General features: G+C 53.9%; 21 protein-coding genes and 3 tRNA genes. 15 read left to right on the forward strand and 9 right to left on the reverse strand.

Annotated features, from left to right (window positions below):
* Nucleotides 1–5 precede the first annotated feature (5 nt).
* From ACO0U8_RS08060 to ACO0U8_RS08075, 4 genes are all read left to right on the forward strand, one after another.
* Nucleotides 6–893 carry a LysR substrate-binding domain-containing protein gene (locus ACO0U8_RS08060; RefSeq protein WP_421670586.1) on the forward strand — a complete coding sequence of 296 codons (888 nt, stop codon included), beginning with the start codon at nucleotides 6–8 and terminating at the stop codon, nucleotides 891–893.
* Nucleotides 894–1,138: 245 nt separating this feature from the next.
* A tRNA-Leu gene (locus tag ACO0U8_RS08065) sits at nucleotides 1,139–1,224 on the forward strand.
* A 36-nt stretch (nucleotides 1,225–1,260) separates the two neighbouring features.
* A tRNA-Leu gene (locus tag ACO0U8_RS08070) sits at nucleotides 1,261–1,346 on the forward strand.
* Nucleotides 1,347–1,387: 41 nt separating this feature from the next.
* Nucleotides 1,388–1,474 (forward strand) — tRNA-Leu (locus ACO0U8_RS08075).
* Here ACO0U8_RS08075 and ACO0U8_RS08080 read toward each other — a convergent pair.
* Together ACO0U8_RS08080 and ACO0U8_RS08085 are read right to left on the reverse strand one after the other, a co-directional pair.
* Nucleotides 1,437–1,571 carry a hypothetical protein gene (locus ACO0U8_RS08080; protein ID WP_256370236.1) on the reverse strand — a complete coding sequence of 45 codons (135 nt, stop codon included), beginning with the start codon at nucleotides 1,569–1,571 and terminating at the stop codon, nucleotides 1,437–1,439. The two genes, ACO0U8_RS08075 and ACO0U8_RS08080, sit on opposite strands and share 38 nt — an antisense overlap.
* A gap of 36 nt (nucleotides 1,572–1,607) precedes the next feature.
* Entirely contained in the window at nucleotides 1,608–1,889 is a 282-nt protein-coding gene (locus tag ACO0U8_RS08085; RefSeq protein ID WP_056777204.1) for a DUF1435 domain-containing protein, read from the reverse strand.
* Between the two features lie 276 nt (nucleotides 1,890–2,165).
* Here ACO0U8_RS08085 and ACO0U8_RS08090 point away from each other — a divergent pair, with 276 nt between their 5' ends.
* The gene (locus ACO0U8_RS08090; RefSeq protein ID WP_421670587.1) at nucleotides 2,166–3,260 is read left to right on the forward strand and encodes a GGDEF domain-containing protein; all 1,095 of its coding nucleotides are present in this window, start codon (nucleotides 2,166–2,168) and stop codon (nucleotides 3,258–3,260) included.
* Nucleotides 3,261–3,643: 383 nt separating this feature from the next.
* Here the strand turns inward: ACO0U8_RS08090 and rhaR are convergent, their stop codons facing one another.
* The gene (gene rhaR, locus ACO0U8_RS08095) at nucleotides 3,644–4,525 is read right to left on the reverse strand and encodes an HTH-type transcriptional activator RhaR (protein ID WP_122094598.1); all 882 of its coding nucleotides are present in this window, start codon (nucleotides 4,523–4,525) and stop codon (nucleotides 3,644–3,646) included.
* Nucleotides 4,526–4,606: 81 nt separating this feature from the next.
* Nucleotides 4,607–5,434 carry an HTH-type transcriptional activator RhaS gene (gene rhaS / locus ACO0U8_RS08100; RefSeq protein WP_056776633.1) on the reverse strand — a complete coding sequence of 276 codons (828 nt, stop codon included), beginning with the start codon at nucleotides 5,432–5,434 and terminating at the stop codon, nucleotides 4,607–4,609.
* A 344-nt stretch (nucleotides 5,435–5,778) separates the two neighbouring features.
* Between rhaS and rhaB the strand changes: the two genes are divergently transcribed.
* The 5 genes from rhaB to rhaM all read left to right on the forward strand — a co-directional run bounded on the left by rhaB (nucleotide 5,779) and on the right by rhaM (nucleotide 11,090).
* On the forward strand, nucleotides 5,779–7,263 hold the full coding sequence (gene rhaB / locus ACO0U8_RS08105; RefSeq protein WP_421670588.1) for a rhamnulokinase: 1,485 nt from the start codon (nucleotides 5,779–5,781) through the stop codon (nucleotides 7,261–7,263).
* Nucleotides 7,260–8,516 carry an L-rhamnose isomerase gene (locus ACO0U8_RS08110; protein ID WP_122094272.1) on the forward strand — a complete coding sequence of 419 codons (1,257 nt, stop codon included), beginning with the start codon at nucleotides 7,260–7,262 and terminating at the stop codon, nucleotides 8,514–8,516. The genes rhaB and ACO0U8_RS08110 overlap by 4 nt, the downstream gene beginning before the upstream one ends.
* A gap of 52 nt (nucleotides 8,517–8,568) precedes the next feature.
* Complete coding sequence (gene rhaD, locus ACO0U8_RS08115; protein ID WP_056776624.1) at nucleotides 8,569–9,393, forward strand: rhamnulose-1-phosphate aldolase; 825 nt, start codon at nucleotides 8,569–8,571, stop codon at nucleotides 9,391–9,393.
* A gap of 135 nt (nucleotides 9,394–9,528) precedes the next feature.
* Nucleotides 9,529–10,677, forward strand: a complete 1,149-nt coding sequence (gene fucO, locus ACO0U8_RS08120) for a lactaldehyde reductase (RefSeq protein WP_421670589.1) — start codon at nucleotides 9,529–9,531, stop codon at nucleotides 10,675–10,677.
* Nucleotides 10,678–10,775: 98 nt separating this feature from the next.
* Nucleotides 10,776–11,090 carry an L-rhamnose mutarotase gene (rhaM, locus tag ACO0U8_RS08125; RefSeq protein ID WP_056776618.1) on the forward strand — a complete coding sequence of 105 codons (315 nt, stop codon included), beginning with the start codon at nucleotides 10,776–10,778 and terminating at the stop codon, nucleotides 11,088–11,090.
* Here rhaM and ACO0U8_RS08130 read toward each other — a convergent pair.
* On the reverse strand, nucleotides 11,065–13,311 hold the full coding sequence (locus ACO0U8_RS08130) for a YgiQ family radical SAM protein (RefSeq protein WP_217204437.1): 2,247 nt from the start codon (nucleotides 13,309–13,311) through the stop codon (nucleotides 11,065–11,067). The genes rhaM and ACO0U8_RS08130 overlap by 26 nt on opposite strands.
* Before the next feature lie 406 nt (nucleotides 13,312–13,717).
* Between ACO0U8_RS08130 and ACO0U8_RS08135 the strand changes: the two genes are divergently transcribed.
* A complete protein-coding gene (locus ACO0U8_RS08135) occupies nucleotides 13,718–15,217 on the forward strand; it encodes a SulP family inorganic anion transporter (RefSeq protein ID WP_056776612.1) in 1,500 nt (499 codons plus the stop codon).
* 68 nt (nucleotides 15,218–15,285) lie between these two features.
* Here ACO0U8_RS08135 and ACO0U8_RS08140 read toward each other — a convergent pair whose 3' ends face one another.
* The 3 genes from ACO0U8_RS08140 to ACO0U8_RS08150 all read right to left on the reverse strand — a co-directional run bounded on the left by ACO0U8_RS08140 (nucleotide 15,286) and on the right by ACO0U8_RS08150 (nucleotide 19,838).
* Nucleotides 15,286–16,938 carry a dihydroxyacetone kinase subunit DhaK gene (locus ACO0U8_RS08140; protein WP_122094282.1) on the reverse strand — a complete coding sequence of 551 codons (1,653 nt, stop codon included), beginning with the start codon at nucleotides 16,936–16,938 and terminating at the stop codon, nucleotides 15,286–15,288.
* A 145-nt stretch (nucleotides 16,939–17,083) separates the two neighbouring features.
* On the reverse strand, nucleotides 17,084–18,451 hold the full coding sequence (locus ACO0U8_RS08145) for an L-serine ammonia-lyase (RefSeq protein ID WP_122094284.1): 1,368 nt from the start codon (nucleotides 18,449–18,451) through the stop codon (nucleotides 17,084–17,086).
* A gap of 103 nt (nucleotides 18,452–18,554) precedes the next feature.
* Complete coding sequence (locus ACO0U8_RS08150; protein ID WP_056776603.1) at nucleotides 18,555–19,838, reverse strand: HAAAP family serine/threonine permease; 1,284 nt, start codon at nucleotides 19,836–19,838, stop codon at nucleotides 18,555–18,557.
* A 583-nt stretch (nucleotides 19,839–20,421) separates the two neighbouring features.
* Here ACO0U8_RS08150 and ACO0U8_RS08155 point away from each other — a divergent pair.
* From ACO0U8_RS08155 to ACO0U8_RS08165, 3 genes are read left to right on the forward strand one after another with little or no spacing between them, the layout of a single operon-like run.
* On the forward strand, nucleotides 20,422–21,015 hold the full coding sequence (locus tag ACO0U8_RS08155) for a YfiR family protein (RefSeq protein WP_421670590.1): 594 nt from the start codon (nucleotides 20,422–20,424) through the stop codon (nucleotides 21,013–21,015).
* A gap of 2 nt (nucleotides 21,016–21,017) precedes the next feature.
* On the forward strand, nucleotides 21,018–22,301 hold the full coding sequence (locus ACO0U8_RS08160; protein ID WP_056776596.1) for a diguanylate cyclase domain-containing protein: 1,284 nt from the start codon (nucleotides 21,018–21,020) through the stop codon (nucleotides 22,299–22,301).
* A 17-nt stretch (nucleotides 22,302–22,318) separates the two neighbouring features.
* On the forward strand, nucleotides 22,319–22,816 hold the full coding sequence (locus ACO0U8_RS08165) for an OmpA family protein (protein WP_056776593.1): 498 nt from the start codon (nucleotides 22,319–22,321) through the stop codon (nucleotides 22,814–22,816).
* Here the strand turns inward: ACO0U8_RS08165 and ACO0U8_RS08170 are convergent, their stop codons facing one another.
* Nucleotides 22,817–23,689 carry a LysR family transcriptional regulator gene (locus tag ACO0U8_RS08170; RefSeq protein ID WP_122094288.1) on the reverse strand — a complete coding sequence of 291 codons (873 nt, stop codon included), beginning with the start codon at nucleotides 23,687–23,689 and terminating at the stop codon, nucleotides 22,817–22,819.
* 102 nt (nucleotides 23,690–23,791) lie between these two features.
* On the opposite strand from ACO0U8_RS08170, the gene budA reads away from it, so the two are divergent.
* Complete coding sequence (budA, locus tag ACO0U8_RS08175) at nucleotides 23,792–24,574, forward strand: acetolactate decarboxylase (protein WP_136374779.1); 783 nt, start codon at nucleotides 23,792–23,794, stop codon at nucleotides 24,572–24,574.
* Nucleotides 24,575–24,580 lie beyond the last annotated feature (6 nt).

Genomic DNA, 24,580 nt, shown 5'->3' on the forward strand with positions numbered 1-24,580 from the left:
GTGATATGGATCAGATTCAGGCTATGAAAATTTTCATCCGTATTGCAGAGCTGGAAAGTTTCAGCCGCGCGGCGGAAGACCTCGACATCCCCCGCGCCACCGTCAGCACCACGCTCAAACGGCTGGAGCAGCGGCTCGGCGTCCGGCTGTTTTTACGCACCACCCGTCAGGTGAAAATTACCGACGAAGGGAAAATTTATTATCAGCGCTGCCTGCATTTACTGGCCGCTCTGGAAGAAACCGATACGTTATTCGCCCATCACAAAAATCAGCCCGCTGGCATTGTGCGCATCGATATGCCGCACTCGCTGGCACGCGAACGGGTGATCCCGGCGCTGAGTACATTTTATCAACAGTATCCACAGATCAACCTGATCCTCAGCGCTAACGATAATGCCATCAATCTGCTGGATCAGGGCGTGGACTGCGTTCTGCGCGCCTGGCCGTCGGAAGATGACAATCTGCAATCGCGTCATCTCACCGATCTGGTGCAACTGACCTGCGCTTCACCCGCCTATCTCGCGTTACGCGGCACACCTCAGACGCTGGCCGATCTGCAATCACATCAGGCGGTTGGCTATTTTTTTGCCCATCAGCGGGCAGAAACGCATCTCGAGTTCAGGGTTGGCGGCAATACCGAAAAAATTATGCTCCCCGCCACCCTGACCGTCAGCGGTGCCGATGCCTACGTGGCGGCGGCAAAAGCAGGGTTTGGACTGATTCAGGCTTCGAAACTGGCCATTGCACAGGAACTGGCCCAAGGAACGCTGATTGAGGTGCTGCCGGAGTACCCGCCACCGCCGATGCCGCTGTACATAATGTACCCGCCCGGACGCTTTCTGGCACCGAGGATCCGCGCGCTGCTGGACTGGCTTATCTCACTGTTTTCATAGCCTGGCAGCCATTCAGTTCACAGGCCGATATCCTCAGGTGTTGTTGAATAAAACATCAATTAACCTGACGATAATGTTACCTCTTCATCTATTCACTGCGGATATGCTGTTTTTTACATCAAACGTCCACAATGGGGGAAATAACTGTTGACGGCTGTGGGAAAATCTCTAGAATTCGCCCCCGTGGTTGTGTTACTTGCTGATGACATTCTGATGAATGCGTCACCACAGTAATCAATTGGAACGCGATGGTGGCGGAATTGGTAGACGCGCTAGCTTCAGGTGTTAGTGTCCTTTGGATGTGAGGGTTCGAGTCCCTCCCTTCGCACCAATACAATCACAAGATTTATATTGCACGGCACGGTACGCGATGGTGGCGGAATTGGTAGACGCGCTAGCTTCAGGTGTTAGTGTCCTTCGGATGTGAGGGTTCGAGTCCCTCCCTTCGCACCAAACCGGTGATATAAATCAAGCAGTAAGCAGAATTCATCTGTGCGAAGGTGGCGGAATTGGTAGACGCGCTAGCTTCAGGTGTTAGTGTTCTTACGGACGTGAGGGTTCAAGTCCCTCTCTTCGCACCACATGATTCTGTTCTCCGGTTTTTCCTTCCTGCATTAACTCTCTCGCTTTTAAAAAATAAAAAATCCCTGCGGCTTTACTGTGTTTCCTGCTTTTCATCTCTTTTCGTTCCTTTTTTATAACAATCACTTATGACTATAGACTAAAATTCAGCGTCACCGCGGCCAGACCACCCGCCAGTGCCATAAATGATGGTAACAACATGTAATGGCGCAATGTCCGATGAAAAAGCATCACCAGGGTAACCAGCATCGCGACCACGACCAGTACGCGGAGCTGATCGAGCGTCATATGTGCCATCGCCAGCAACGGCATCAGTGCACAAGGCAATAAAACGCCCCAGCCGCTGGTCAGACGCTTACCCAGCACCCACACAACCGCCCAGATCCCACATGCCATGACAATCGCCGCTATCATAACCCTGCTCCAAACAATGATAATGAGAACCAATATCATATAGGATTTTTTCTCATTTACCATCTATTTGCTGCGCACGCCCCTGGCGAGGTGACACCTGCGTACAAAAGTGCTAGTTTTAACGCCTTAAAAAATACACATGAAAAATACATTCATAGAAATCTAATAATTACGCATTAAAACCATTGGCCTGCCTGTAAGGATTTAATTAACGGCATTGGGCGATAAGATTCTTTATCTATTCAGACAACAAACACAATAAATAGAGTGAATTTGATGATATCTCATTCCTATGATGAGTTGCTAAAAAGCAAACATCGACTGGTTATGTTGCTATTCTTTTTTTTAAATAGTGCTACTGCGCTATTTTCTATGGTTGATCCGCCGGATAATGCGGTTGCCACTCCTTTCCCGCTGGTTCTGATCTTTGTACTCTGCGGTGCAGGTTTAGTATTTTCTTTTTTCACAAAGAAAAATTACTCTGCCCATTTGAATATGTGCTCTGTCATTATCGGATTACTGTGGGCGTGGTTAATTGCTTTGCGGTTTGAAGAAGTCGGGCATTTAGATAAAAACTACCTTCTGGTGAGTTTACTCAGTATTTTCTTTATCAGCGCCATTGCGCTGTCTGATAATTTCCTCGCTTTTTGCCTCCACGCGGTACCTTCCACTCTGTGCGTGGTCTTTTTAGATGATTTTCAGCATATCGGCCGCATCATGTTTTCCGTCTCCCTGCCGCTGATTGGGTTGTGGCTGCACCATCTGATGCTGCGGCGCAGCGATGAATTTACCCGCCGGATGCTGTCAAACCTTTACAGCGAAAGGGAAAAATTCAGCGACCTGAGTATGCTTGATCCACTCACCGGCCTGTACAACCGGCGCGGGTTACAGAATAAGCTGGAGGGCCTGCTGAGTCAGGCCTCGGGTCATTACGTGATGCTGCTCGATATTGATCACTTTAAAGCTTACAACGACAATTACGGCCACAGCATGGGCGATCAGGCGCTGGTCAGGGTCTCCGCAGCCATTCGCGACGCCGTGCGTTCGCGCGATGTGGTCGTTCGCTACGGCGGGGAAGAGTTTTTGGTGCTGATGTCTAACGTTAAACAGGAACACGCCATCCGCATGGCCGAGCGGATCCAAAATAAAGTGCTGGGTCTGAATATTCCGCATCTGTTTAACGCCGAGGTGTCCACGCATGTCACGGTGAGCGCAGGGTTGGCCGCGCTGGAAGAGGGAGATTTTAATAATGCTCTCAGTCAGGCTGATGTCTCGCTGTATAACGCTAAAAACAGTGGCCGCAATAAAATACTTTATGCCTGGGAAGTGACTGAACAACAGCAGACGTTGAGTGAAGAGAAAATGGCCTGAAAGTAACATTAATAACAATACGCTTATTGTTATTAATGTTATCCCTTTGACTTTCCTGCCCACTCAAATTTATCAGCTTTGGGCAGGCATTCATCTTTAATGCATAACCATTCATATCCGCAGCAGATAAAAGAGGACCATAGAAAAGTAAATCATCGCTTTATTCTAATTAATGTCTGGAGAGAGGTGATTTTCAATTCTGTTTTATATTGTTCAATGACTCAGAATCCTTTTCTGAGTTTTAGAAAAAAAATGAAACATAAAGATAATCCTATAGCACTAAACACCTGCCAAGCGTCTGCTGATCATCCCGCCATTAAACCGTGAACGCCTCACCGGCACGCCATCCTAATTTATTGTTTTAACATGCTTATCATCGGCCTTCAGAGGCGGTTTACCTCGGCGTATTCCCCTTCCGGCGATTTGACTGCATGGCCGGTAAAGCGTTGCCGGTAATCACGCGGCGAAACGCCACAGGCGCGGTTAAACACCACCGAAAAGTAATTACTGTCATCAAAGCCGCATTCCGCAGCCACATCGCTTATCGCCATGTTGCCATAACGCAGCAAACTCATCGCCCGGCAAATCCGCAACTGGCGCAGGTAATGGGTCACACTCATGCCGGTATGCTGCTTGAACAAAGCGCGCAGAGCGCGGGGATTGAGCTGATGCTGACGGCAAAAGGTTTCCAGATGGAAAGGGGCTGAAATACCTGCCCGCAGCGCCATCAGCAATAAATCCAGCTGATGGGCATCCGGCAGCACGCCGCTGTCGGGCTGATGACGAAAACGCAGCAGCAACAGCGCCAGCTGCATAAGCAAAGCCTCACTGAGTTGCACCGACAGCGCTTCAGATTTCATGCACTCTTTCGCCAGCTCATCGACTTTATCGCGCAGCACCGACATGCCCAGCGTACTCAGCCGCCAGTAACGCTGTTCCTGACTGACACTTTCGCCGGGCAACAGGTGCGCCCAGTCGGCCGCCAGCCCGAAACGCTCGCGGCAATACAACACGTTATCCAGGGCCAGCATATTGACGGATTCATAGCTGTGTCGGTCTTTGGCGTTGATATAAAACAGATCGCCGCAGGTGATGGGATAAGGGATATCGTTCCAGATGTGGACACCATTTCCGCGCCAGACAATCACCAGCTCATCAAAATCGTGGTCGTGACTGGGAAAATCCGCCTGAGGATGGCGCTCTGCCACCACGACGGAATTCATTCCGGTCAGAAAGAAATCATTTTTATTCAGTTTCAGCGACATAGCAGCAATCTCAACCCGTTTGACCACAAAATAAACGAGGCGGCTCAGGCTGATAATTCCTGAGGCCGCGAGAGGTGCCGCTTAACGTAACTGGTCACGCATGAGTTTTGGCGACACCGAAAATTCCCGACGGAACTGCGTCGAAAAATGGTTACTGTCACTGAACCCGCAGGCATAGGCGATATCGGTAATGCTCTGATCGCTGTGATGTAAACGACGGCGCGCCTCCAGCAAACGCAGACGGTTGAGGTACCGTTGTGGCGTCAGGCCGGTGTAATGCTTCATCTGCCGGTGCAGGGTGCGCAGCGCCAGAGAAAAACGGTCTGCGGCTTCAGTCCAGTTAACTTCTTCACTGTAATGTGACTGGAGCCATTGCAACAGTTGATTGACTTTGTTTTCAGAGGTGTCTCGCAATTGTGGCTGGAAACAATCCTGATAAAGCAGGATCAGCAACTGCAGGAACAGGCTTTCACGCGTGGCGATATGCTCCATTTCAATGCTGTCCGGCAGCGCTTCCAGCTGCGCAATACACTCCAGCACCTGCACGACCACGTGCGGGCTGAGTTGCCAGTGGATCTGTGCCTGATAATGATGCTCCTGTGGCAGAAAATGGCCGACGTCCTGAATAAACCGGAATGCTTTTGGCGAACGAAAAAGGACGTTGGTGAGCCGCAGATTCTCCACGTTTTCAAACAAATGGTGATCGCTTGCGCGCACAAAACACACCGTGCCGGCCGTCAGCGTATAGGGATTGTCATTAAAGATGTGCACGCCGGAGCCGCTTTCCACCAGCATAATCTCGTGGAAATCGTGGTAGTGCTCCGGGAATACGCTTTGCGGAAGACGTCGCTCAACGGTCACCGTCAGCTCAGGTGCCGCAAAATAATCATCACCCTTCAGTAACGTCATTGGATCGCCTCCGGTTTAGACATTCATGTGCTTCGGGGAACCCACCCTACCCTGTGCCATGCCGTCTTACCTTCAAACCGCGGCGCTAAAAACGGCATAAACGGTCATTTTTTCAAGATTCCCCCTGTGGTGATGCAGATCTGCGGCGAGGATCACAATCGCTGTGTTCGCGTTACCTGCCGTTTTCATCATCGCCGTCCGCAGGTCTTTGGGCTGAACTGTGATCTGCCTCGCATCTACCTTTTTAATGCTGCCATCCGGTTAAAACCCGTGGCAATCACCGGAAGGTGCCCCCGCCCCACCTCCCCTACACTGGCCAGCATATTCAACAAGGAATGGCCGCTATGAGAACTCACCATCTTGCCGCTATTGACCTCGGTGCCTCCAGCGGCCGTGTAATGCTGGCCACGTTTACCCGCCAGGATCCCGATTCAGCCGCAACGCTGACGCTGACAGAAATTCACCGTTTTCCAAATACTCTGAAGCACGTTGACGGCCACGATACCTGGGATCTGGATGACCTTGAAAAGCACATTCTGGAAGGACTGAACCGTCTGGATTCTTCCGGCGTCCCGCTCGATGGTATTGGCATCGATACCTGGGGGGTGGATTACGTGCTGCTCGACGAACAGGGCCAGCGGGTGGGTTTAGCCGTGGCCTATCGCGACAGCCGCACCGAAGGCGTCATGGCGCGGATGGAAAAGCAGGCAGGCCGCCACACCATTTATCAGAAAACCGGCATCCAGTTTATGCCGTTCAACACGCTTTATCAGCTGCGGGCGCTGACCGAACAACAGCCCGAGGTCGTGAACACAGCCGCACATCTGCTGATGATCCCCGACTATTTCCATTACCGCCTGACCGGCGCGCTGAACTGGGAATATACCAACGCCAGCACCACGCAAATGCTGAATATCACCACCGGTGACTGGGATGAGGATCTGCTGAAACTGGCGGGTGTTCCACGCCGCTGGCTGCAAAAACCGACGCAACCGGGAAACTCAAAGGGAGTCTGGCACAGCCCGCGCGGGCGCAGCGTGCCGGTTATCAGCGTCGCTTCGCATGATACCGCCAGCGCCGTGGTCGCCGCACCGCTGACCGGCCCGCACAGCGCCTATCTCAGCTCCGGCACCTGGTCGCTGATGGGCATCGAAAGTCCTAAAGCGTTCAACCAGACGAAGGCGCTGCACGACAACATCACCAATGAAGGCGGCATCAACGACAGTTATCGGGTGCTGCGCAACATTATGGGGCTGTGGCTGTTCCAGCGGGTTTGCCGGGAACTGGGGATTCAGGATTTGCCTTCACTGATCACACTGGCAAAAAACATTCCCCCGTTCACTTACCTGATCAATCCGAACGAAGACCGCTTTATCAATCCGCCGTCGATGGTCAATGCCATCCGCGAAGCCTGCCAGCAGGTTGGCGAACCGGTGCCGGAATCACCGGCCGAACTGGCGCGTTGTATTTTCGACAGTCTGGCCATGCTGTATCGCAAAATCGCCCTGCAACTGGCTGATTTACAGGGCGCGCCGCTGGAAGATATCCATATTGTTGGCGGCGGCAGCCAGAACCAGTTCCTCAACCAGCTGTGTGCCGACGTCTGTCAGGTCAACGTCAGCGCCGGGCCGGTTGAAGCCTCTACGCTCGGCAATATCGGCTGCCAGCTGATGGCGCTCAACGCCGTTAAAGACACCGCTGAATTTCGTCGTATCGTGGCCTCGAACTTCGAACAGCACCATTACATTCCCCGTGTTCACGCGGATTTCGCTATTCACTGGCGCCGTTTTGAGGCGCTCTGTCACGTCAATGAGGAGCTCGCAGTATGACTTCATCTATCGATCACGCATGGACGCTTGCTAAAGAACGCTTTGCGCAGCTGGGCATTGATGCCGAAGCCGCAATCACCCAACTCGATACTCTGCCGGTTTCCATCCATTGCTGGCAGGGGGATGACGTCGCGGGCTTTGAGAACCCGGAAGGCGGCCTCACCGGGGGGATCCAGGCGACCGGCAACTATCCCGGCAAAGCGCGAAATGCGCAGCAACTGCGGGCAGATTTAGAACTGGCGATCTCCATGATCCCCGGCCCTAATCGTCTGAACCTGCACGCTATTTACCTGGAATCCGACACGCCGGTGCCGCGTAACGAAATCGAACCGAAGCATTTTACCGGCTGGGTAGACTGGGCGAAGAAAAACAAACTGGGTCTGGATTTCAACCCGTCATGTTTCTCACACCCGATGAGCGCCGACGGGTTTACTCTTTCCAGCGCCAACCCTGAAGTCCGTCAGTTCTGGATCGAACATTGTCAGGCCAGCCGCCGCGTATCCGCCTCGTTTGGCCGCGCGCTCGGCACGCCGTCAGTGATGAATATCTGGGTGCCGGACGGCATGAAAGACGTCACCGTCGATCGTCTGGCACCGCGCCAGCGCCTGATGAGTGCGCTTGATGAAGTGATTTCTGAGAAGTTTGCGCTCACCGAACACATCGACGCGGTCGAAAGCAAATTATTCGGCATCGGTTCTGAAAGCTACACCGTCGGCTCCAACGAATTCTATCTCGGGTACGCCGCCAGCCGCGGCACTGCGCTGTGCCTCGATGCCGGTCACTTCCACCCGACAGAAGTGATTTCCGACAAAATTTCCGCCGCCATGCTGTATGTGCCGCGCCTGCTGCTGCACGTCAGCCGTCCTGTGCGCTGGGACAGCGACCACGTGGTACTGCTTGACGACGAAACGCAGGCCATCGCCAGCGAAATCGTTCGTCACAATCTGTTCAACCGCGTGCATATCGGGCTGGATTTCTTCGATGCTTCCATCAACCGCATCGCCGCCTGGGTTATCGGCACGCGCAACATGAAAAAAGCACTGCTGAAAGCCCTGCTGGAGCCGACCGAATTACTGAAAAAGCTGGAAACCGAAGGCGATTACACTGCGCGCCTGGCCCTGCTGGAAGAACAGAAATCGCTGCCGTGGCAGGCGGTCTGGGACATGTATTGCCAGCGTCACGACGTGCCGGTGGGCGGCCAGTGGCTGGATGCCGTCCGCCACTACGAAACCAGCGTGCTGGCAAAACGTTAACCATCGATTATCACACCAGAAACGCATTCACCTTATTCGCAGGAAAGAACTGATGAAAACATTATTTAGCGCGTGGTTTGTACAGGGCATGGTTAAAGCAACCACAGATATGTGGCTGAAAGGCTGGGATGAGCGTAACGGCGGTAACGTCAGCATGCGTTTGTTACCGGAAGATATTGCCCCCTACAAAAATGATTTTTACGCCCAACCCCGCACGGTGGAACTGACTCAACATGCGCCGGATCTGGCGAATGAATACTTCATCGTCACCGGTTCCGGGAAGTTCTTCCGTAACGTGCAGCTCGCTCCTTCGGAAGCGCTGACCGTGATTCAGCTCGATGACAAAGGCGCCAGCTACAAAATTCTGTGGGGCCTGACCGCAGGCGGCCTGCCGACCTCGGAACTGGCGTCACACCTGCAATCTCACGCCGTACGTAAACGTGTCACGAACGGGCAGGACCGGGTGATCATGCATTGTCACGCCACCAACCTGATCGCACTGACCTACGTGCTGGAACTCGACAGCGCCAAAATCACCCGCAAGCTGTGGGAATGCAGCACCGAATGTCTGGTGGTGTTCCCCGACGGCGTGGGCATTGTGCCGTGGATGGTGCCGGGCACCGACGGCATTGGCGCCGCCACTTCCGATCAGATGCAACATCACAGCCTGGTGCTGTGGGCTTTCCACGGTATCTTCGGCTGCGGTCCGACGCTGGATGACGCCTTTGGCCTGATCGACACCGCCGAAAAATCGGCAGAAATTCTGGTCAAAGTGATTTCCATGGGGGGCATGAAACAGACCATTCAGACCGACGAACTGATTGCCCTCGGCAAACGTTTTGAGGTCACGCCTTTCGAGGCGGCACTGAAAGCCTGATCCGGCGGTTGCTGCTCCGGACACGATAAATCCTGCACGGGGAACAGAGGATGTTCCCCGTAGCAAGAACGGGCAAAGACCCGGGAGCATCGCCACACAGAACATCAGTTCTATTTACTCTTAGAGGGATTTTTTATGAGTTTTATGTTGGCACTTCCTAAAATCAGCCTCCACGGCCAGGGCGCAATCGAAGATATGGTGGCGATGCTGGCAACCCGACAACCGGGCAAAGCGCTGATCGTCACCGACGGCCAGTTAGTCGAACTCGGCCTGCTTGAAAGTTTATTCCACGCACTCAAACAAGCGGGATTGCCCTACGCCCTGTACGGTGGCGTCGTGCCCAATCCCACTTCCGCCCATGTTGATCAAGGCTTGCGTCTGTTTCAGGACAATCATTGCGATTACCTGATCGCTTTCGGCGGCGGCAGCCCGATTGATACCGCCAAAGGCATTAAAATTCTGACCGCCAATCCTGGGCCCGCCACGATGTATTCCGGTGTGGGTAAAGTTACTAAACCAGGCGTTTTTCTGGTGGCCATCAACACCACAGCGGGCACAGCGGCAGAACTCACCAGCAATGCAGTGATCATCGACAGCCAGCGTCAGGTGAAAGAAGTGATCATCGATGCCAACCTGATCCCGGATATCGCCGTGGACGATCCTTCGGTAATGCTGAAGATCCCGGCGGATGTGACCGCAGCCACCGGCATGGACGCGCTGACCCACGCCATTGAAGCCTATGTGTCACTCGGCGCGCATCCGCTGACGGATCCGACCGCGCTGGCCGCGATTTTAACCATTACCCAATGGCTGCCAAAAGCGGTGGATCACGGCGATAATCTTGAAGCGCGTGAGAAAATGGCACAGGGGCAATATCTGGCAGGCATGGCGTTTAACAGCGCCGGTCTTGGCCTCGTTCATGCCATGGCGCATCAGCCGGGCGCGACACACAATTTGCCGCACGGCGTTTGTAATGCGATTTTGTTGCCGGTCGTCGAAGAATTTAACCGCGCTGCTGCCCCGCACCGCTTTGCCGATATCGCCCGGGCGATGGGCGTACATACGCAAAGCATCAGTGAAACACAGGCAAGCATCGCGGCCATTGATGCGATTCGTCAATTGTCGGCACGTGTGGGGATCCCGTCCGGTTTCAAAGCGCTGGGGATTCAGGAGGCCGACATTGAAGGCTGGCTGGACAAAGCGCTGGCAGACCCGTGCGCGCCATGCAATCCGAGGACGCCGACGCGCGAAGAAGTGCGCGAGTTGTATCTGAAGGCGATGTAATTTTTCGCTTTTTACTCTGCGAAGAGTGAAAAACCAGGGGCGATTTCTTTACTCCTCCCTCTTTGCAGAGGGAGGAGGCAAACCAGGCAGGAGAAAACATGATCCGTAAATCTTTCGTGATGCAGGTTAACGCCAATGCGCACGACGAATATCAGCGTCGTCATTCGCCAATATGGCCGGAACTGGCAGAAACGCTGAAAGCCCACGGCGCGCATCACTACAGCATTTTTCTGGATGAAAAACGCAATCTGCTGTTTGGCTATGTGGAAATTGAATCAGAAGAGAGATGGAACGCGGTGGCGAAAACGGACATCTGCCAGCAGTGGTGGAAGCATATGGCAGACGTGATGCCTGCCAATGCCGATAACAGCCCGATAAGTGACGATCTTAAACCGGTCTTTTACCTCGACTAACACCCCGGTTTTCACCTTTCCCCTGCGCCGGTTTTCCGGCTTTTCCTGTTGCCGGCCCTGCGGCGACCGGTTTTTTCCCCGCGCGTGCTTTCCCTGATCCGCTTGCCGGATCCTGTGCCTTCGATGCGGTAAAGCGGGTCGCCGCAGGCCGAGCGATCCCCGAGCGAGGCGGAGCGAAACGAGGATCAAACCCGTCCGGCGGCACCAGACAATCCGGGCGCACGCCAATCAGACGGCGCATACCCATTGCGGTCAGCGCTTCGCGGATCACCGGCCAGTTCACCGGATCGTGATAGCGCAGCAACGCTTTATGCAACCGGCGCTGACGATCGCCCTTCGGCACCACCACGTCTTCACTTTTGTAATCGACTTTATTGAGCGGATTCTTGCCGCTGTAATACATGGTGGTGGCGCTGGCGAGCGGCGACGGATAAAAGTTTTGCACCTGATCCAACCGGAAGCGGTTTTTCTTCAGCCACAGCGCCAGATTGATCATATCTTCAGTGCGCGTGCCCGGATGCGCCGAGATGAAATAAGGGATCAGGTACTGCTCTTTCCCGGCCTGTTTCGAATAGCTGTCGAACAGCTCTTTGAACCGGTAATAACTGCCCATACCCGGTTTCATCATTTTCGACAGCGGCCCGGTTTCGGTATGCTCCGGCGCGATCTTCAGATACCCGCCCACATGGTGTTCAGCCAGCTCTTTGATATAACGCGGATCTTCCACCGCCAGATCGTAACGCACGCCAGAGGCGATCAGGATTTTCTTGATGCCTTTCAGGCTGCGGGTGCGGCGGTAAAGGTTGATGGTCGGCTCATGGTTGGTGTCCATGTGCGTACAAATTTCAGGATACACGCAGGAGGCGCGACGGCAGCTTTGTTCGGCTTTTGGCGACTGGCAGCGCAGCATATACATGTTGGCCGTCGGGCCACCGAGATCGGAGATCACACCGGTAAAACCGGGCACATTGTCGCGGATCTCTTCGATTTCGCGGACGATCGACTCTTCCGAACGGCTCTGAATGATCCGCCCTTCATGTTCGGTGATCGAACAGAACGAACAGCCGCCGTAGCAGCCACGCATAATATTGATCGAGAAACGGATCATGTCGTACGCCGGAATGGTGGCCTTTCCGTAAGACGGATGCGGCACGCGCTGGAACGGCAGCGCAAACACTGCATCCATTTCCTCAGTAGACAGCGGGATCGCCGGTGGATTGATCCACACATAGCGATCGCCATGTTTTTGCATCAGCGCACGCGCGCAGCCAGGGTTAGTTTCGTGATGCAAAATGCGCGAGGTGTGCGCGTACAGCACTTTATCGCCCTTCACTTTTTCAAATGACGGCAGCAGCACGTAGGTTTTCTCCCACGGCTTCGGTTTCGGCGCGCGAACGGTGACCGGCTGCGCCGCGTCGGGTGCGGGCAGTTCGCCTTCTGAACAGGGCAAATCTTCGCCGTACGGGTTCATGATCGGCTCAATACGACCCGGTTTATCGAGGCGGGTGGAATCCACCCCGCTCCAGCCAATCAGTGCGGTTTTACGCATCACGGCGGTATTGCGCACGTCATGAATGTCAGTGATCGCCTCGCCCGCCGCCAGACGGTGCGCCACTTCCACCAGGGGGCGTTCGCCGTTGCCATAAATCAGCATATCGGCCTTGGAATCCACCAGCACTGAACGGCGTACGGTATCGGACCAGTAATCGTAATGCGCAATGCGCCGCAGGCTGGCTTCGATACCGCCGAGCAAAACCGGCACATCGCTGTAGGCTTCTTTGCAGCGCTGGGAGTAGACCAGCGTGGCGCGATCAGGCCGCTTGCCGCCGACGTTATCAGGCGTATAGGCATCGTCATGACGCAGTTTGCGGTCAGCGGTGTAGCGGTTGATCATCGAATCCATGTTGCCGGCGGTCACCCCATAAAACAGATTCGGTTTGCCAAGACGCATGAAATCGTCTTTGTTACTCCAGTCCGGCTGCGCGATGATCCCCACGCGGAACCCCTGCGCCTCCAGCATACGGCCCACGATCGCCATACCGAAACTCGGATGATCGACATACGCATCGCCCGTCACCACGATCACATCACAACTGTCCCAGCCAAGCTGATCCATTTCCTCACGGGTCATCGGGAAAAACGGCGCAGTGCCGTAGCATTCGGCCCAGTAACGCGGATAAGAAAACAGGGTGCGATCGGGTTGGATCAGGCTGATTGGCATAAAGAGTTTTCGCTGAAATAAAGGGGGACGTTGCTTAAGCACGGCTTATACATCGTGATTTAGCAGCCAGAAATTCAAGGGCGGAGATTATACGTGGGCAAAAAATAGTCTGCTGCGGGGAATGGCTTTGGCATGCGTGAGATCAAGGTTTTCAGGCCGCAAACCCGGTTTTCCGTGATCGCCACCTCACCACTCTAAGATTTTCCTTATGCGGAATTGCCGACTACCATGTTAGAAAGTGCATCAGAAAGCTTCAAATCGTAACTAAAGAATTTCTAACTTTAGACGTTGACCGCCACCGGGCCATCGCGAATTTTTCGCCGCCCCCTGACAGAGAGAAGCCCATTGTGACCGCATCCATTCCACGCCCTATCCTCACCTTTTCATACGCAGTGGAGAGCACTTCATGACGATAAAATCCTCTGAAAGTCTCAACATGAGTTTCCTGCGTTACGACATCCCGGCCGGGATTGTCGTGTTTCTGGTGGCGTTGCCGCTGAGCCTTGGCATCGCCCAGGCCAGCGGATTACCCCCTTTTGTCGGCCTGCTGACCGGCGTTATCGGCGGCATCATCGTCACCCTGCTCAGCCCGTCGCGTTTTGCGGTCAGCGGACCGGCTGCCGGGCTGGTGACGATTGTGGTCGGTGCCATGGAAACGCTCGGATCCTTCTCCTCTCTGCTGCTGGCGCTGATGCTGGCGGGCGTTCTGCAAATCGTCTTTGGGATCATAAAAGCCGGACGCTTTGTTTCGCTCATCCCTGGTTCAGTGATCCAGGGCATGCTGGCGGCGATCGGTATTTTGCTGATCATGCAGCAGATCCCGGTCGCGCTTGGCTATCAGGGTGAAGACGGATTACGCGGCATTTTTAGCGATCCGGCGTTCAGTCTCTCGCCCGCGGTTCTGATTGTCTCGGCTGTCGCCCTGCTGATTTTGTGGCTGTGGACCACACCGCCGTTTAAGCGCATCAAACTGATGACCTATGTGCCCGGCCCGCTGGTGGCGGTATTATGGGGAAGTCTGGCGATGATTTTCGGTGACCGCATAGTGCCGGATGCGATGCAGGCCTTGCCGCGCATTGCGCTGCCGAAATTTGACAGTGTGGATGAGGTCACCTCACAGCTGGAAAAACCGAACTGGAGCGCGTGGAATAATCCGCAGATTTACGTGATTGCCGCCACGCTGGCGCTGGTCGCCAGCCTGGAAACGCTGCTCAGTCAGGAAGCGCTGAAAAAGCTGAAAGAGCAAACTCCCGCGCCTTCGCCCAACAAAGAAATGCGCGCGCAGGGGATCGGGAATCTGATCAGTGGATTTCTCGGCGGCATGCCGATCACAGCCGTGATCGTGCGCAGCTCGGTGAACGTGAATACCGGCGCGCGCAGCAAGGTGTCGATTCTGCTTCACGGAGTACTGTTGCTGCTGTGCGGCATGTTTTTCAGTGACATGCTCAACACCATTCCGCTGGCCTGTCTCGCGGCGGTGCTGCTGTATACCGGCTACAAACTGGCCTCACCGGCGTTGTTCATGACCCAGTGGCGGCTTGGTCTGCCGCAGTTTCTGCCATTTATCGCCACGCTGGCCGGTATTCTGGTCTTCGGGATGCTGGCCGGGATCGGCATCGGCCTGCTCGCGCAGTTGCTGTCGAGCACTTACAAAAGTCATCACAATGCGATGCAGCTGACGCGCAACGAAAACCATTATGTGATGCGTTTTCATCAGAACCTGACGTTCCTTCATAACCCGCGTCTGCAAAGCTTACTGGCGGAGATCCCCGATAACAGCGTGGTGCGGGTCGAACGGGAGAATGTCGGGTATATCGATCCGGATGTGAAAGCGGTGCTGTCAGATTTTGGGGCAAAAGCGCCGGATCGCAATATCACGCTGGATCGCTGGCCGGTCGGGCACTGATTTCTGAGCGCTGAAAAACAAAAGGCCTGTCGGTTTCCCGCAGGCCTTTTTCATTTACGCAGGCAAACTTATTTCTTCGCCAGCGCCTCAAACACTTTCTCGACAGCCACCGCGCCCGGATCTTTCACCCCTTTCAGGCTGTCACTGCTCAGATAAGAAGAACGGCCGGCGTTGGCCTTCTTCATGCTGGCGGTATCTTTCGCGCCTTTGGCCGCCGCTTTGGCCGCGCCTTTCAGGGCATCTTTCTTGCCCAGCGCTTCCAGCGCCGGTTGCAGGGCGTCGATCATGGTGCGATCGCCGAGATCGGCACCACCGTAATGCTTCATACGCTCCAGCCCGAACAGTAAGGCTTTCGGTAATTTTTCGCCCTCTTCCACTTTTTTACCGGCAGCGGTAAAGAAGATCGACATCAGCACGCCGCTGGATCCGCCCATCACGACGGCAAGACGATCGCCCACTACCCCGAGCAGATCCGCCACATTGTTCAGCGGCAGTTTTTTCGCTTTGTTCTGTTTCTGGATATCGCGGGCACCGGTGGCAAACGTCGAACCGGTATCGCCGTCACCGACTTTGGCGTCGAGTTTGTTCAGTTCATCTTCGAGATCGGAAAGCGTCTGGGTAATGGTTTCCACGATCTTACTGACCTGCGCATTAGAAGACGCTTTTACCGTTTTCTTATCGCTGATTTTCTTGCCTTTTTTGGTCGCCAGTTTTTCCAGCTTCACCAGCGGCTGCCAGCCGGACGCCTCCACTTCTGCCAGCAGGGCTTCTTCAATGCCGCCTTTGAGCGCAATCACCGAGAGCGAGAACCCTTTCATATCCAGCGCACTGACCAGCGAAGCCGGGCCAATCAGATAACGGATCGACCCGCCGAGCGCGGAATGCACCACTTCTTTGGTGATCTGACTCATCTCCAGCGGAGAAACGCCGCCGAGGTTGTTGATCAGTACCGCCAGCTTGTCGCTTTTCTTCACATGCGGCTGGAGCTTTTCGACCAGCGTATCGACGATTTTTTTGCTGTTCTGGGTCTTCATCTTCGACACACCCGGCTCGCCGTGAATGCCTAAACCCAGCTCAACGTGGCCTGATTCGATACGTTGTTCTTCTTCATCTTCTCCGCCACCCGGCAGGCTGCAACCGGCCGCCGCCACACCGATGCTGGCGGTGGCATCAATCGCCTGCTGGGCGATTTTAGTGACATCTTTCAGAGATTTTCCCTGCTCTGCCGCGTAACCGGCAATTTTGTGCACCAGTGCTGTACCGGCGATGCCGCGTGGCTGCTTGTTGTCCGGCAGGGAAATGTCGTCAGACACCATCACCAGCTCGACGTTATAGCCCATGCCTTTGGCTTTCTCGGCGGCCAGACCGAAATTCAGACGGTCGCCGGTGTAGTTTTTGACGATCAACAGACAGCCCGCTTTGCCGGTGACCGCCACAATTGCGTTCAGCACCGCATCGACGCTCGGCGAGGCGAACACTTCGCCGCATACCGCCGCGGTCAGCATCCCTTTGCCGATAAACCCGACGTGCGCTGGTTCGTGGCCCGAGCCACCGCCGGAGATCAGCGCAACTTTTTTCTTATCCCAGTCGCGCCGCACAACGACGCGAATGGCCGGATCGATGTCCAGTTTTGCCAGATTTTTGTAGGGAGAGGTCAGGATCACCCCTTCGATAACATCGTTAATCAGAGTCTTGCGGTCATTCATGAAAAATTTAGACATGCCGGACGTTTCCTTTTAACTGTTTTCCAGGTGTTTTGAGGGACTACATAAATTTTTTGATAACCAAAACATAGCACAGGAGGAAAATCGGGAAGGAGACGAGAAAGGCGGTTTCCCGCCTTTTAGGAAATATGAAGGAAAGAGATCAGTTACAAGCCAGGACTTTTATCGCCAGACCACCGGTAGACGTTTCACGGTATTTTGAGTTCATGTCCTTACCGGTTTCGTACATGGTTTCGATGACTTTATCGAGACACACGCGCGGCTCGCTGGTGCGGCGCAGTGCCATACGCGATGCGTTGACCGCTTTCACCGCAGAGATGGCATTACGTTCGATGCACGGCACCTGAACCTGTCCGGCCAGCGGATCGCAGGTCAGCCCGAGGTGGTGCTCCATCGCGATTTCTGCCGCCATAAATACCTGCGCGGTGCTGCCGCCCAGCAACTCGGTCAGACCCGCTGCCGCCATGGAACAGGCCACGCCGACCTCGCCCTGACAACCGACTTCTGCACCGGAAATCGACGCATTCATCTTAAACAGAATGCCGACCGCGCCTGACGCGAGGAAGAAACGGCTGTAAGAATCAGGGCTGATCGGGCGGATAAACTGATCGTAATAGGTCAGCACCGCCGGAATGATGCCGCACGCGCCGTTAGTGGGTGCAGTGACCACGCGGCCACCGGCGGCATTTTCTTCGTTCACCGCCATCGCGTACATATTGATCCAGTCCACCACGCCCATCGGGTCGACATTATTTTTGTCCTGCGTCACCAGTATGCGGCGCAGTGCGGCGGCGCGGCGGTTGATTTTCATCGGCCCCGGCAGCAGCCCTTCGGTGTGAATTCCGCGGGTAATGCCTTCGCTCATGACATTCCAGATCGCCGCAAAATGTTCGCTGATTTCCACGCGCGAATGGCCCGCCAGTTCGTTTTGCAGCATCAGCGCGGAGAGCGACAGGCCGGTGTCGGTGCAGTGTTTTTGCAAATCACTGGCCGAGCGGAACGGATACGGACGCACGACAGGGTTTTCATCCTGTAGCCCGAATTTGCTGGCTTCGACGATAAAGCCGCCGCCAATGGAGTAATACGTTTGTGTGTACAGCAGATCATCGCCGTTAAAGGCGCTGATGGACATGCCGTTTTCATGCAGCGGCAGATTACCGGTGTGGAAATTCATGCCTGAATTCGCCGGGAAATCGACCTCTTTGGCGCCCTTGCCGAGCATCAGACGTCCGGTGGCTTCAACCTGACGAATAAACCCAGGAATCGCATCAATATCAACGTCATCCGGCATATTTCCGGCCAGCCCCATAATGATGGCCAGATCGGTGTGGTGACCTTTACCAGTCAAAGATAAAGACCCGTAAACATCTACCACCACGCGGGTGGTCTGTGCGAGATGACCTAAAGAAATAAGTTCATCAGTGAATATTTTCCCGGCTTTCATCGGGCCAACAGTATGCGAACTGGAAGGACCAATACCAATTTTGAAAATATCGAAGACGCTGATCACGGTGGACTCCATGTCTGAATAGGATTACGGGAAATAACAGGAAAAGAGGTGCAGGAAACAGCGAGCGGGAATATTCCCGCTCACTTTATTTCGGTTTTAATGATTAACCAATCAGGCTAAATACAATGGCTGACATAGCAATCAGACCCATAATTACCACGAAAACATTACTGATGTGGCCGCTGTATTTTCTCATTGCCGGGACTTTACGAATGGCATACATAGGCATCAGGAATAATAACATCGCAATAATCGGGCCGCCGAGGGTTTCAATCATACCCAGAATACTTGGGTTGAGCGTGGCAACCGCCCAAGCCGTGACTAACATGAAGATGCCGGTATAACGGTTGAGCTTAGGTAATGGAATTGTTTTCCCTTTGCTGCGCAGTGATTTAATCACCATGCCGTTAAAACCTTCACGTGCCCCCAGATAATGGCCGAGGAAAGATTTGGTAATTGCAATAAAGGCAATAAATGGAGCGATATATTCAATCACCGGGTTAGAGAAATGGTTGGCTAAATACGACAGAATAGAAACGTTCTGCGCTTTGGCTTCCATCAGGTCTGCCGGAGAGAGGCTCAGGACGCAGCTGAAGACGAAGAACATCACCGTCAGCACCATCATGATGTGGCTAAATGCCAGAATGCGTGAGCATTTTTTCTCAGCGTCGTCGCCGTACTCTTTACGTTTTGCGACCGCAAAGGAAGAGATAATTGGCGAGTGGTTGAAGGAGAACACCATCACCGGAATAACCAGCCACAGGGTCATCAGCATGCCGTGCCCTACGCCGTTACCGGACAGGGAGACATTCTCAAAGACTGTGGTGTTCCAGTTTGGGATCAGGTACAGCGCCAGCGCCATTAATACCGCAACGAACGGGAAGACTAAAATGCTCATCGCTTTGACGATCAGATCCTGACCAAAATGCACCAGCGTCATTAAGCCTAACAACAATACCAGCGACAATAATGCGCGCGGAGGTGCTGTCAGATGCATCTGATGAGTAATAAAGCTCTCAACGGTATTGGTGATAGCAACGCTATAAACCAACAGGATCGGGTAAATCGCGAAGAAATAAAGCAGCGTAATTAACTTACCGGCGGAAATACCAAAATGCTCTTCTACCACTTCGGTAATATCTTCACCGGCATTTTTCCCTGATAAAACAAATCGGGTTAATCCGCGGTGAGCGAAAAACGTCATTGGAAATGCCAGGATAGCCATAATAATTAACGGTATTAATCCGCCAATACCGGCATTAATCGGTAAGAAAAGTACACCTGCTCCAATTGCTGTTCCGTACAGACCCAACATCCACATGGTATCGGTTTTACGCCAGGAACTGACTGACTCTTTAGACAGCGTTCCAATAGTTGTGTTATCCATAATCCCTCAATGCTTATTTATAAAGTAATTCGTTTTCCCCAGAATGGTTGATGTTTTTTTCACTGCACCCGTCATCAAAAAAACCATCCTGACGGATAAAACATACCATTAATGCGGGCATGATACCTATCCGCAGCATAAAAATCTGGGTAACTGCATGGCTTTGAGATCATGGTCACGAATATCCTAAAATAGCCGCCTAATATTCCTTTAAATTCCAAACCATTAACATTTTCTCCAATTTAATTTCATCAAAAGGAGAGGCTGATAACATTATTCTTAACGAATTATTTGTTATCGCCGTGACTATTATTTAATTAACGGTTGAAATACAAACAAGTTGGATTATTTAACGGCTCAGCCAGGCAAAATATATGTTCAATAAATAAACAATACGAAAACGAATTACATTAAGACTTCTTCAGTATTCCCTGTTGTGTCTGCCTCCATGTCAACAAATCAGCACAATTGTGCCGGTTTACGGGCAGATAAATTTTTTACTGACGCTTTCAGAAGTATTGCCGATAAAGTTATTCTTACGCCGGTGAAACAATTTTAACCGGATGAATCGCAGAGCGAGCCCATGGACAAAGCCCGACATTCTTTTTGCCTGTCAGTGAAGACGCATAACCGCCGGTTATTCAAGGCGATGTACGGCTTTGCCATGCTCATTTTTCTCACTCTCGCCCCGCTGACGCAAAGCGTGGCAGAAACACATGATGGCGTGGCGCAGGCGGCGAGCGTCGCCCAGACCGTTAACGGGATCCTCAGCTATTCGCGCTGGCCCGCCGGTGACGCCTCTTCAACTGCGTTGCGGCTTTGCATCATTCCCCCGGTAAAATTTGCGGCGCAGTTAACGCCCGATGGCAGTGCTTTCTCCGGCAGACCGCTCAACGTGATGACTTACCCTTTCGACAGCCCGATGCTGGCGACGCAGTGTGACGCCATTTACTCCGGCTACACCTCGCCGGAACAGCAGGCAGATTTAAACCAGCGACTCACAGGCCACGCGGTACTGACCATCAGTGAGCAGGATGACGGCTGTGCATTACTCAATGCCTTTTGTCTGGTGATCACCCCTCAACATACCGGGTTTAAATTGAACCTGGATACGCTGTCACGCAGCGGCGTGCGGGTAAATCCCGCCGTATTACAACTTGCCAGGGAAAAGGAGTAACGATGAAGAATAAAACTATTCCTGTTCCTGAGGTTGAACAGCCGCGCCCGCGTAAAACCCTGGGCGCTGCGCTCAACCGCATCCACGTTATTGTGATTTTGACGGCGATCGGCCTGGCGGGCTTTTTACTGACTTTACTGGCGCTGATTGCCCTGCGCTCACATGCGGAAAGTAATCTGCAGCTGACCGCGCGTGCGATCAGCTACACCACAGAAGCCGCGCTGGTGTTTAACGATGCCTCTGCCGCCCATGATTCGCTGATTTTCATTGCTGACCGGGGAGATTTCTCGCAGGCGAAAATCCTGACCCCGGCGGGCAATACCTTCGCCGAATGGCAACGCCCGACGGAAGGGAACTGGGACAAACTGGGGCAGTTCATCGGACATCTTGCTTTCCCGGATCCGGTGACGCTGCCGGTCATTCATTCCGGCTCGGTGATCGGCACCGTCTGGCTTACCGGCAACGGCACCAGCCTGCTCGGCTTCCTGCTGGAGACAGTGCTCAGCCTGATTGGCTGCCTGGTTCTGACGGCGCTGGTTGCGCTCTATTTCTCGCGGCGGATGCAAAAAGGCATCGTGGACGCACTCGGCCATATCACGCGGGTTACCCACGAAGTGAGCGCTAACCGCTCCTTTAATCTGCGCGTCCCTTCCGCGCCGGTTGCCGAACTGCATACGCTGAGTCAGGACTTCAACAGCCTGCTGACGGAGCTGGAAGCCTGGGAAAATCACATGAAAAACGAGAACGTATCCCTGACCAAAAAAGCGTTGCACGACGGCCTGACCGGTCTGCATAATCGCGCGTTCTTTATTGATACCCTTAATCAGTGCTTCAATCCGATGCGCCCGCCGCTGTCTCTGGCACTGCTGTTTATTGATGTCGATAACTTCAAAGAGATCAACGATTCACTCGGCCACGCGGCAGGGGATCGGGTGCTGATGGTGATTGGCGAACGTCTGTCGAAGACCCTGCGCGAAGGCGATGTGCTGGCGCGCCTGGGTGGCGATGAGTTTGCCATTCTGCTTGACCCGATGAACTCTACCGCCGAATCGGTGGCCTTTGCCGAACGCATTGTCGATACCATGAAAACGCCGGTGATATTGCTCAACAACAAGACGCTGGATGTTTCGCTGAGTATTGGTATCGCGCTGTCACCTTCACAGGCACACAGCGCTAAAGAGTTACTGGAAAAAGCCGATGAAGCGATGTACCGCTCGAAAAAAATATCAGGCAGCTGCTGGCATGTTTCAACAGGCATGCCGCTGACCGTCGTGACGAAAGACTAAAAGGAGTTAACACCACCATGCACGCGTATCACACATTGAAAACCTGGTATCAGTTCGCCGCGATGGGACTGTGCATTTTGCTGCTGGCCGCCTGCCAGACCAAACCCGCCGGACTCACTGCGGAACAGATCGCTGTTTTGCAAAAAAATGGCTTCACGCAGACGGCCGCAGGCTGGGAACTGGGTCTGGATGCGAAAGTGCTGTTTGGTAACAATCAGGCGACGCTTTCACCGGAAAGTGAAAAAACGGTCGAAAAACTTGCCAGCGATTTGCTGCATGTTGGCCTGATGAAAGTGAATCTCGACGGCCACACCGACAACTACGGTGATGTCGGCTACAACAACGATCTGTCACTGCGCCGCGCCAACACCGTCGCCGCGGCCTTTGCTCAGGCCGGCATGCCACGCGCCAATATTCACACGCGCGGATTAGGCCAGAGCCAGCCGGTTGCCAGCAATAAAACCCAGGAAGGACGCGCGCAGAACCGTCGGGTGTCTGTGATTATTGTGGTGTAGTTATAACAACCCCACCAGATGCAGCGCGGCCTTGCAGTTGTCCGTTCTGCGCCACGCCAGCGCTATCTGCGTCGTCAATGTCTGCCCGGCAATGGGCAGACAGCGCACATTATTCTCATCAATTTTACCGAGCGACGCCGGCACCAGCGCGTAACCAAATCCTGTCGCCACCATACTCAGCGATGACGTGATTTGCGGACACTGCTGACCATAGCGCGGCGAAAAACCCGCTTCTTCACAGGCCGTCGTCACCGCATCGTACAACCCCGGCGATAAATCCCGTGGAAAAGTGATCAGCGCGTCGTGACGCAATGCCGCCAGCCGGACGTCCTTCCCCTGGCTGAGCGGATGCGTTTTCGGCAGTGCCACCATCATCTCTTCAATATCCAGAACCTTAAAACTGAACGCTTTGCTGCGTTCGCAGGGCAGACGAATAAAGGCCACGTCGAGCGCGCCCTCGCCCAGCGCGGTCATCAGCCCTGCCATGTCTTTTTCCTGCGGCTCCATCACCATGCCCGGATATTTATCCCGAAAGCGATGTAAGAGCGAAAAAACCTGCGGATTAAACGCAGTCGAAGTCGCAAAACCGATGCGCAGCGTGCCGCTCATGCCACGGGCCACCGAGCGCGTGCGCTCAAGTGCAGCATCGGTCAGTTTGATGATATTCAGCGCCTCGTCGTACAGCACTTTTCCGGCTTCGGTCAGCTCAACGCCACGGGTCAGGCGTTTCAGTAAAGGGGTACCGATTTCATGTTCGAGCCGCTGGATTTGCTGGCTCAGAGGAGGCTGGGAGATGCCCAGTTGTTCAGCAGCACGGGTGAAGTGCCCCGTCTCTGCCACCGCCACAAAATAGCGCAGATGACGCAGTTCCATATCAAAAACGTCTCAAAGTGAACACCTCCTCATATTGGAACTCAGGGTGGAATGGCGTCAACCTTTAGTTAGCTAAGTTAATCATTCCATCCGGAGCTCTGCATGAAAAACCATTCCGATTCCTGTTCCTGCGTCGCCGATATCGCCCGCACGGCCACGGCGTTTAAGCAACAACATCCTGACCGCGTGTTGTATCAGTCATCACTGATGAGCGCCCTGCTCAGCGGCGTTTATGAGGGCGAGACGACGATGGCCGACCTGCTCCGGCATGGCGATTTTGGCCTCGGCACCTTCAACCATCTCGACGGTGAGCTGATCGCCTTTAACAGCAACATCTTCCAGCTGCGCGGCGACGGCAGCGCACGACGCGCCAGCCCGGAACAAAAAACGCCGTTCGCCGTCATGACATTCTTTAATCCCACCCATGAATACCACATCGAACGTCCGCACAGCCGCGAGCAGATCCATCACGTGATCGACGAGGTTGTCGCCAGCCAGAACACCTTCTGCGCGCTGCGCATTGACGGGAGATTCAGCCGGGTCGAGACGCGCACCGTGCCGGAACAGCACCGGCCTTATAAACCGATGCTCGAAGCCATCGAAGCCCAGCCGACATACCATATCGAACACAGCCAGGGCGTGCTGATTGGGTTTCTGACCCCTGCTTATATGCAGGGCATCAACGTCGCCGGATACCACGAACACTTTATTAATCAGGAACGCAGCAGCGGCGGCCACGTGCTGGATTATCAGGTGGAGAGCGGCACGCTGACCTTCGGCACCGTTGAAAAATTGCTGATCGACTTCCCGCAGGACAGCGATTTCCTGCACGCCAATTTATGCCCGGATGATTTGAACGACGCCATCCAGTCCGTTGAAAGTTAATCACCG

Origin of the sequence: Rahnella sp. EDr1-12, assembly GCF_049206505.1 — a bacterium.
Classification (GTDB): Bacteria; Pseudomonadota; Gammaproteobacteria; order Enterobacterales; family Enterobacteriaceae; genus Rahnella; species Rahnella rivi.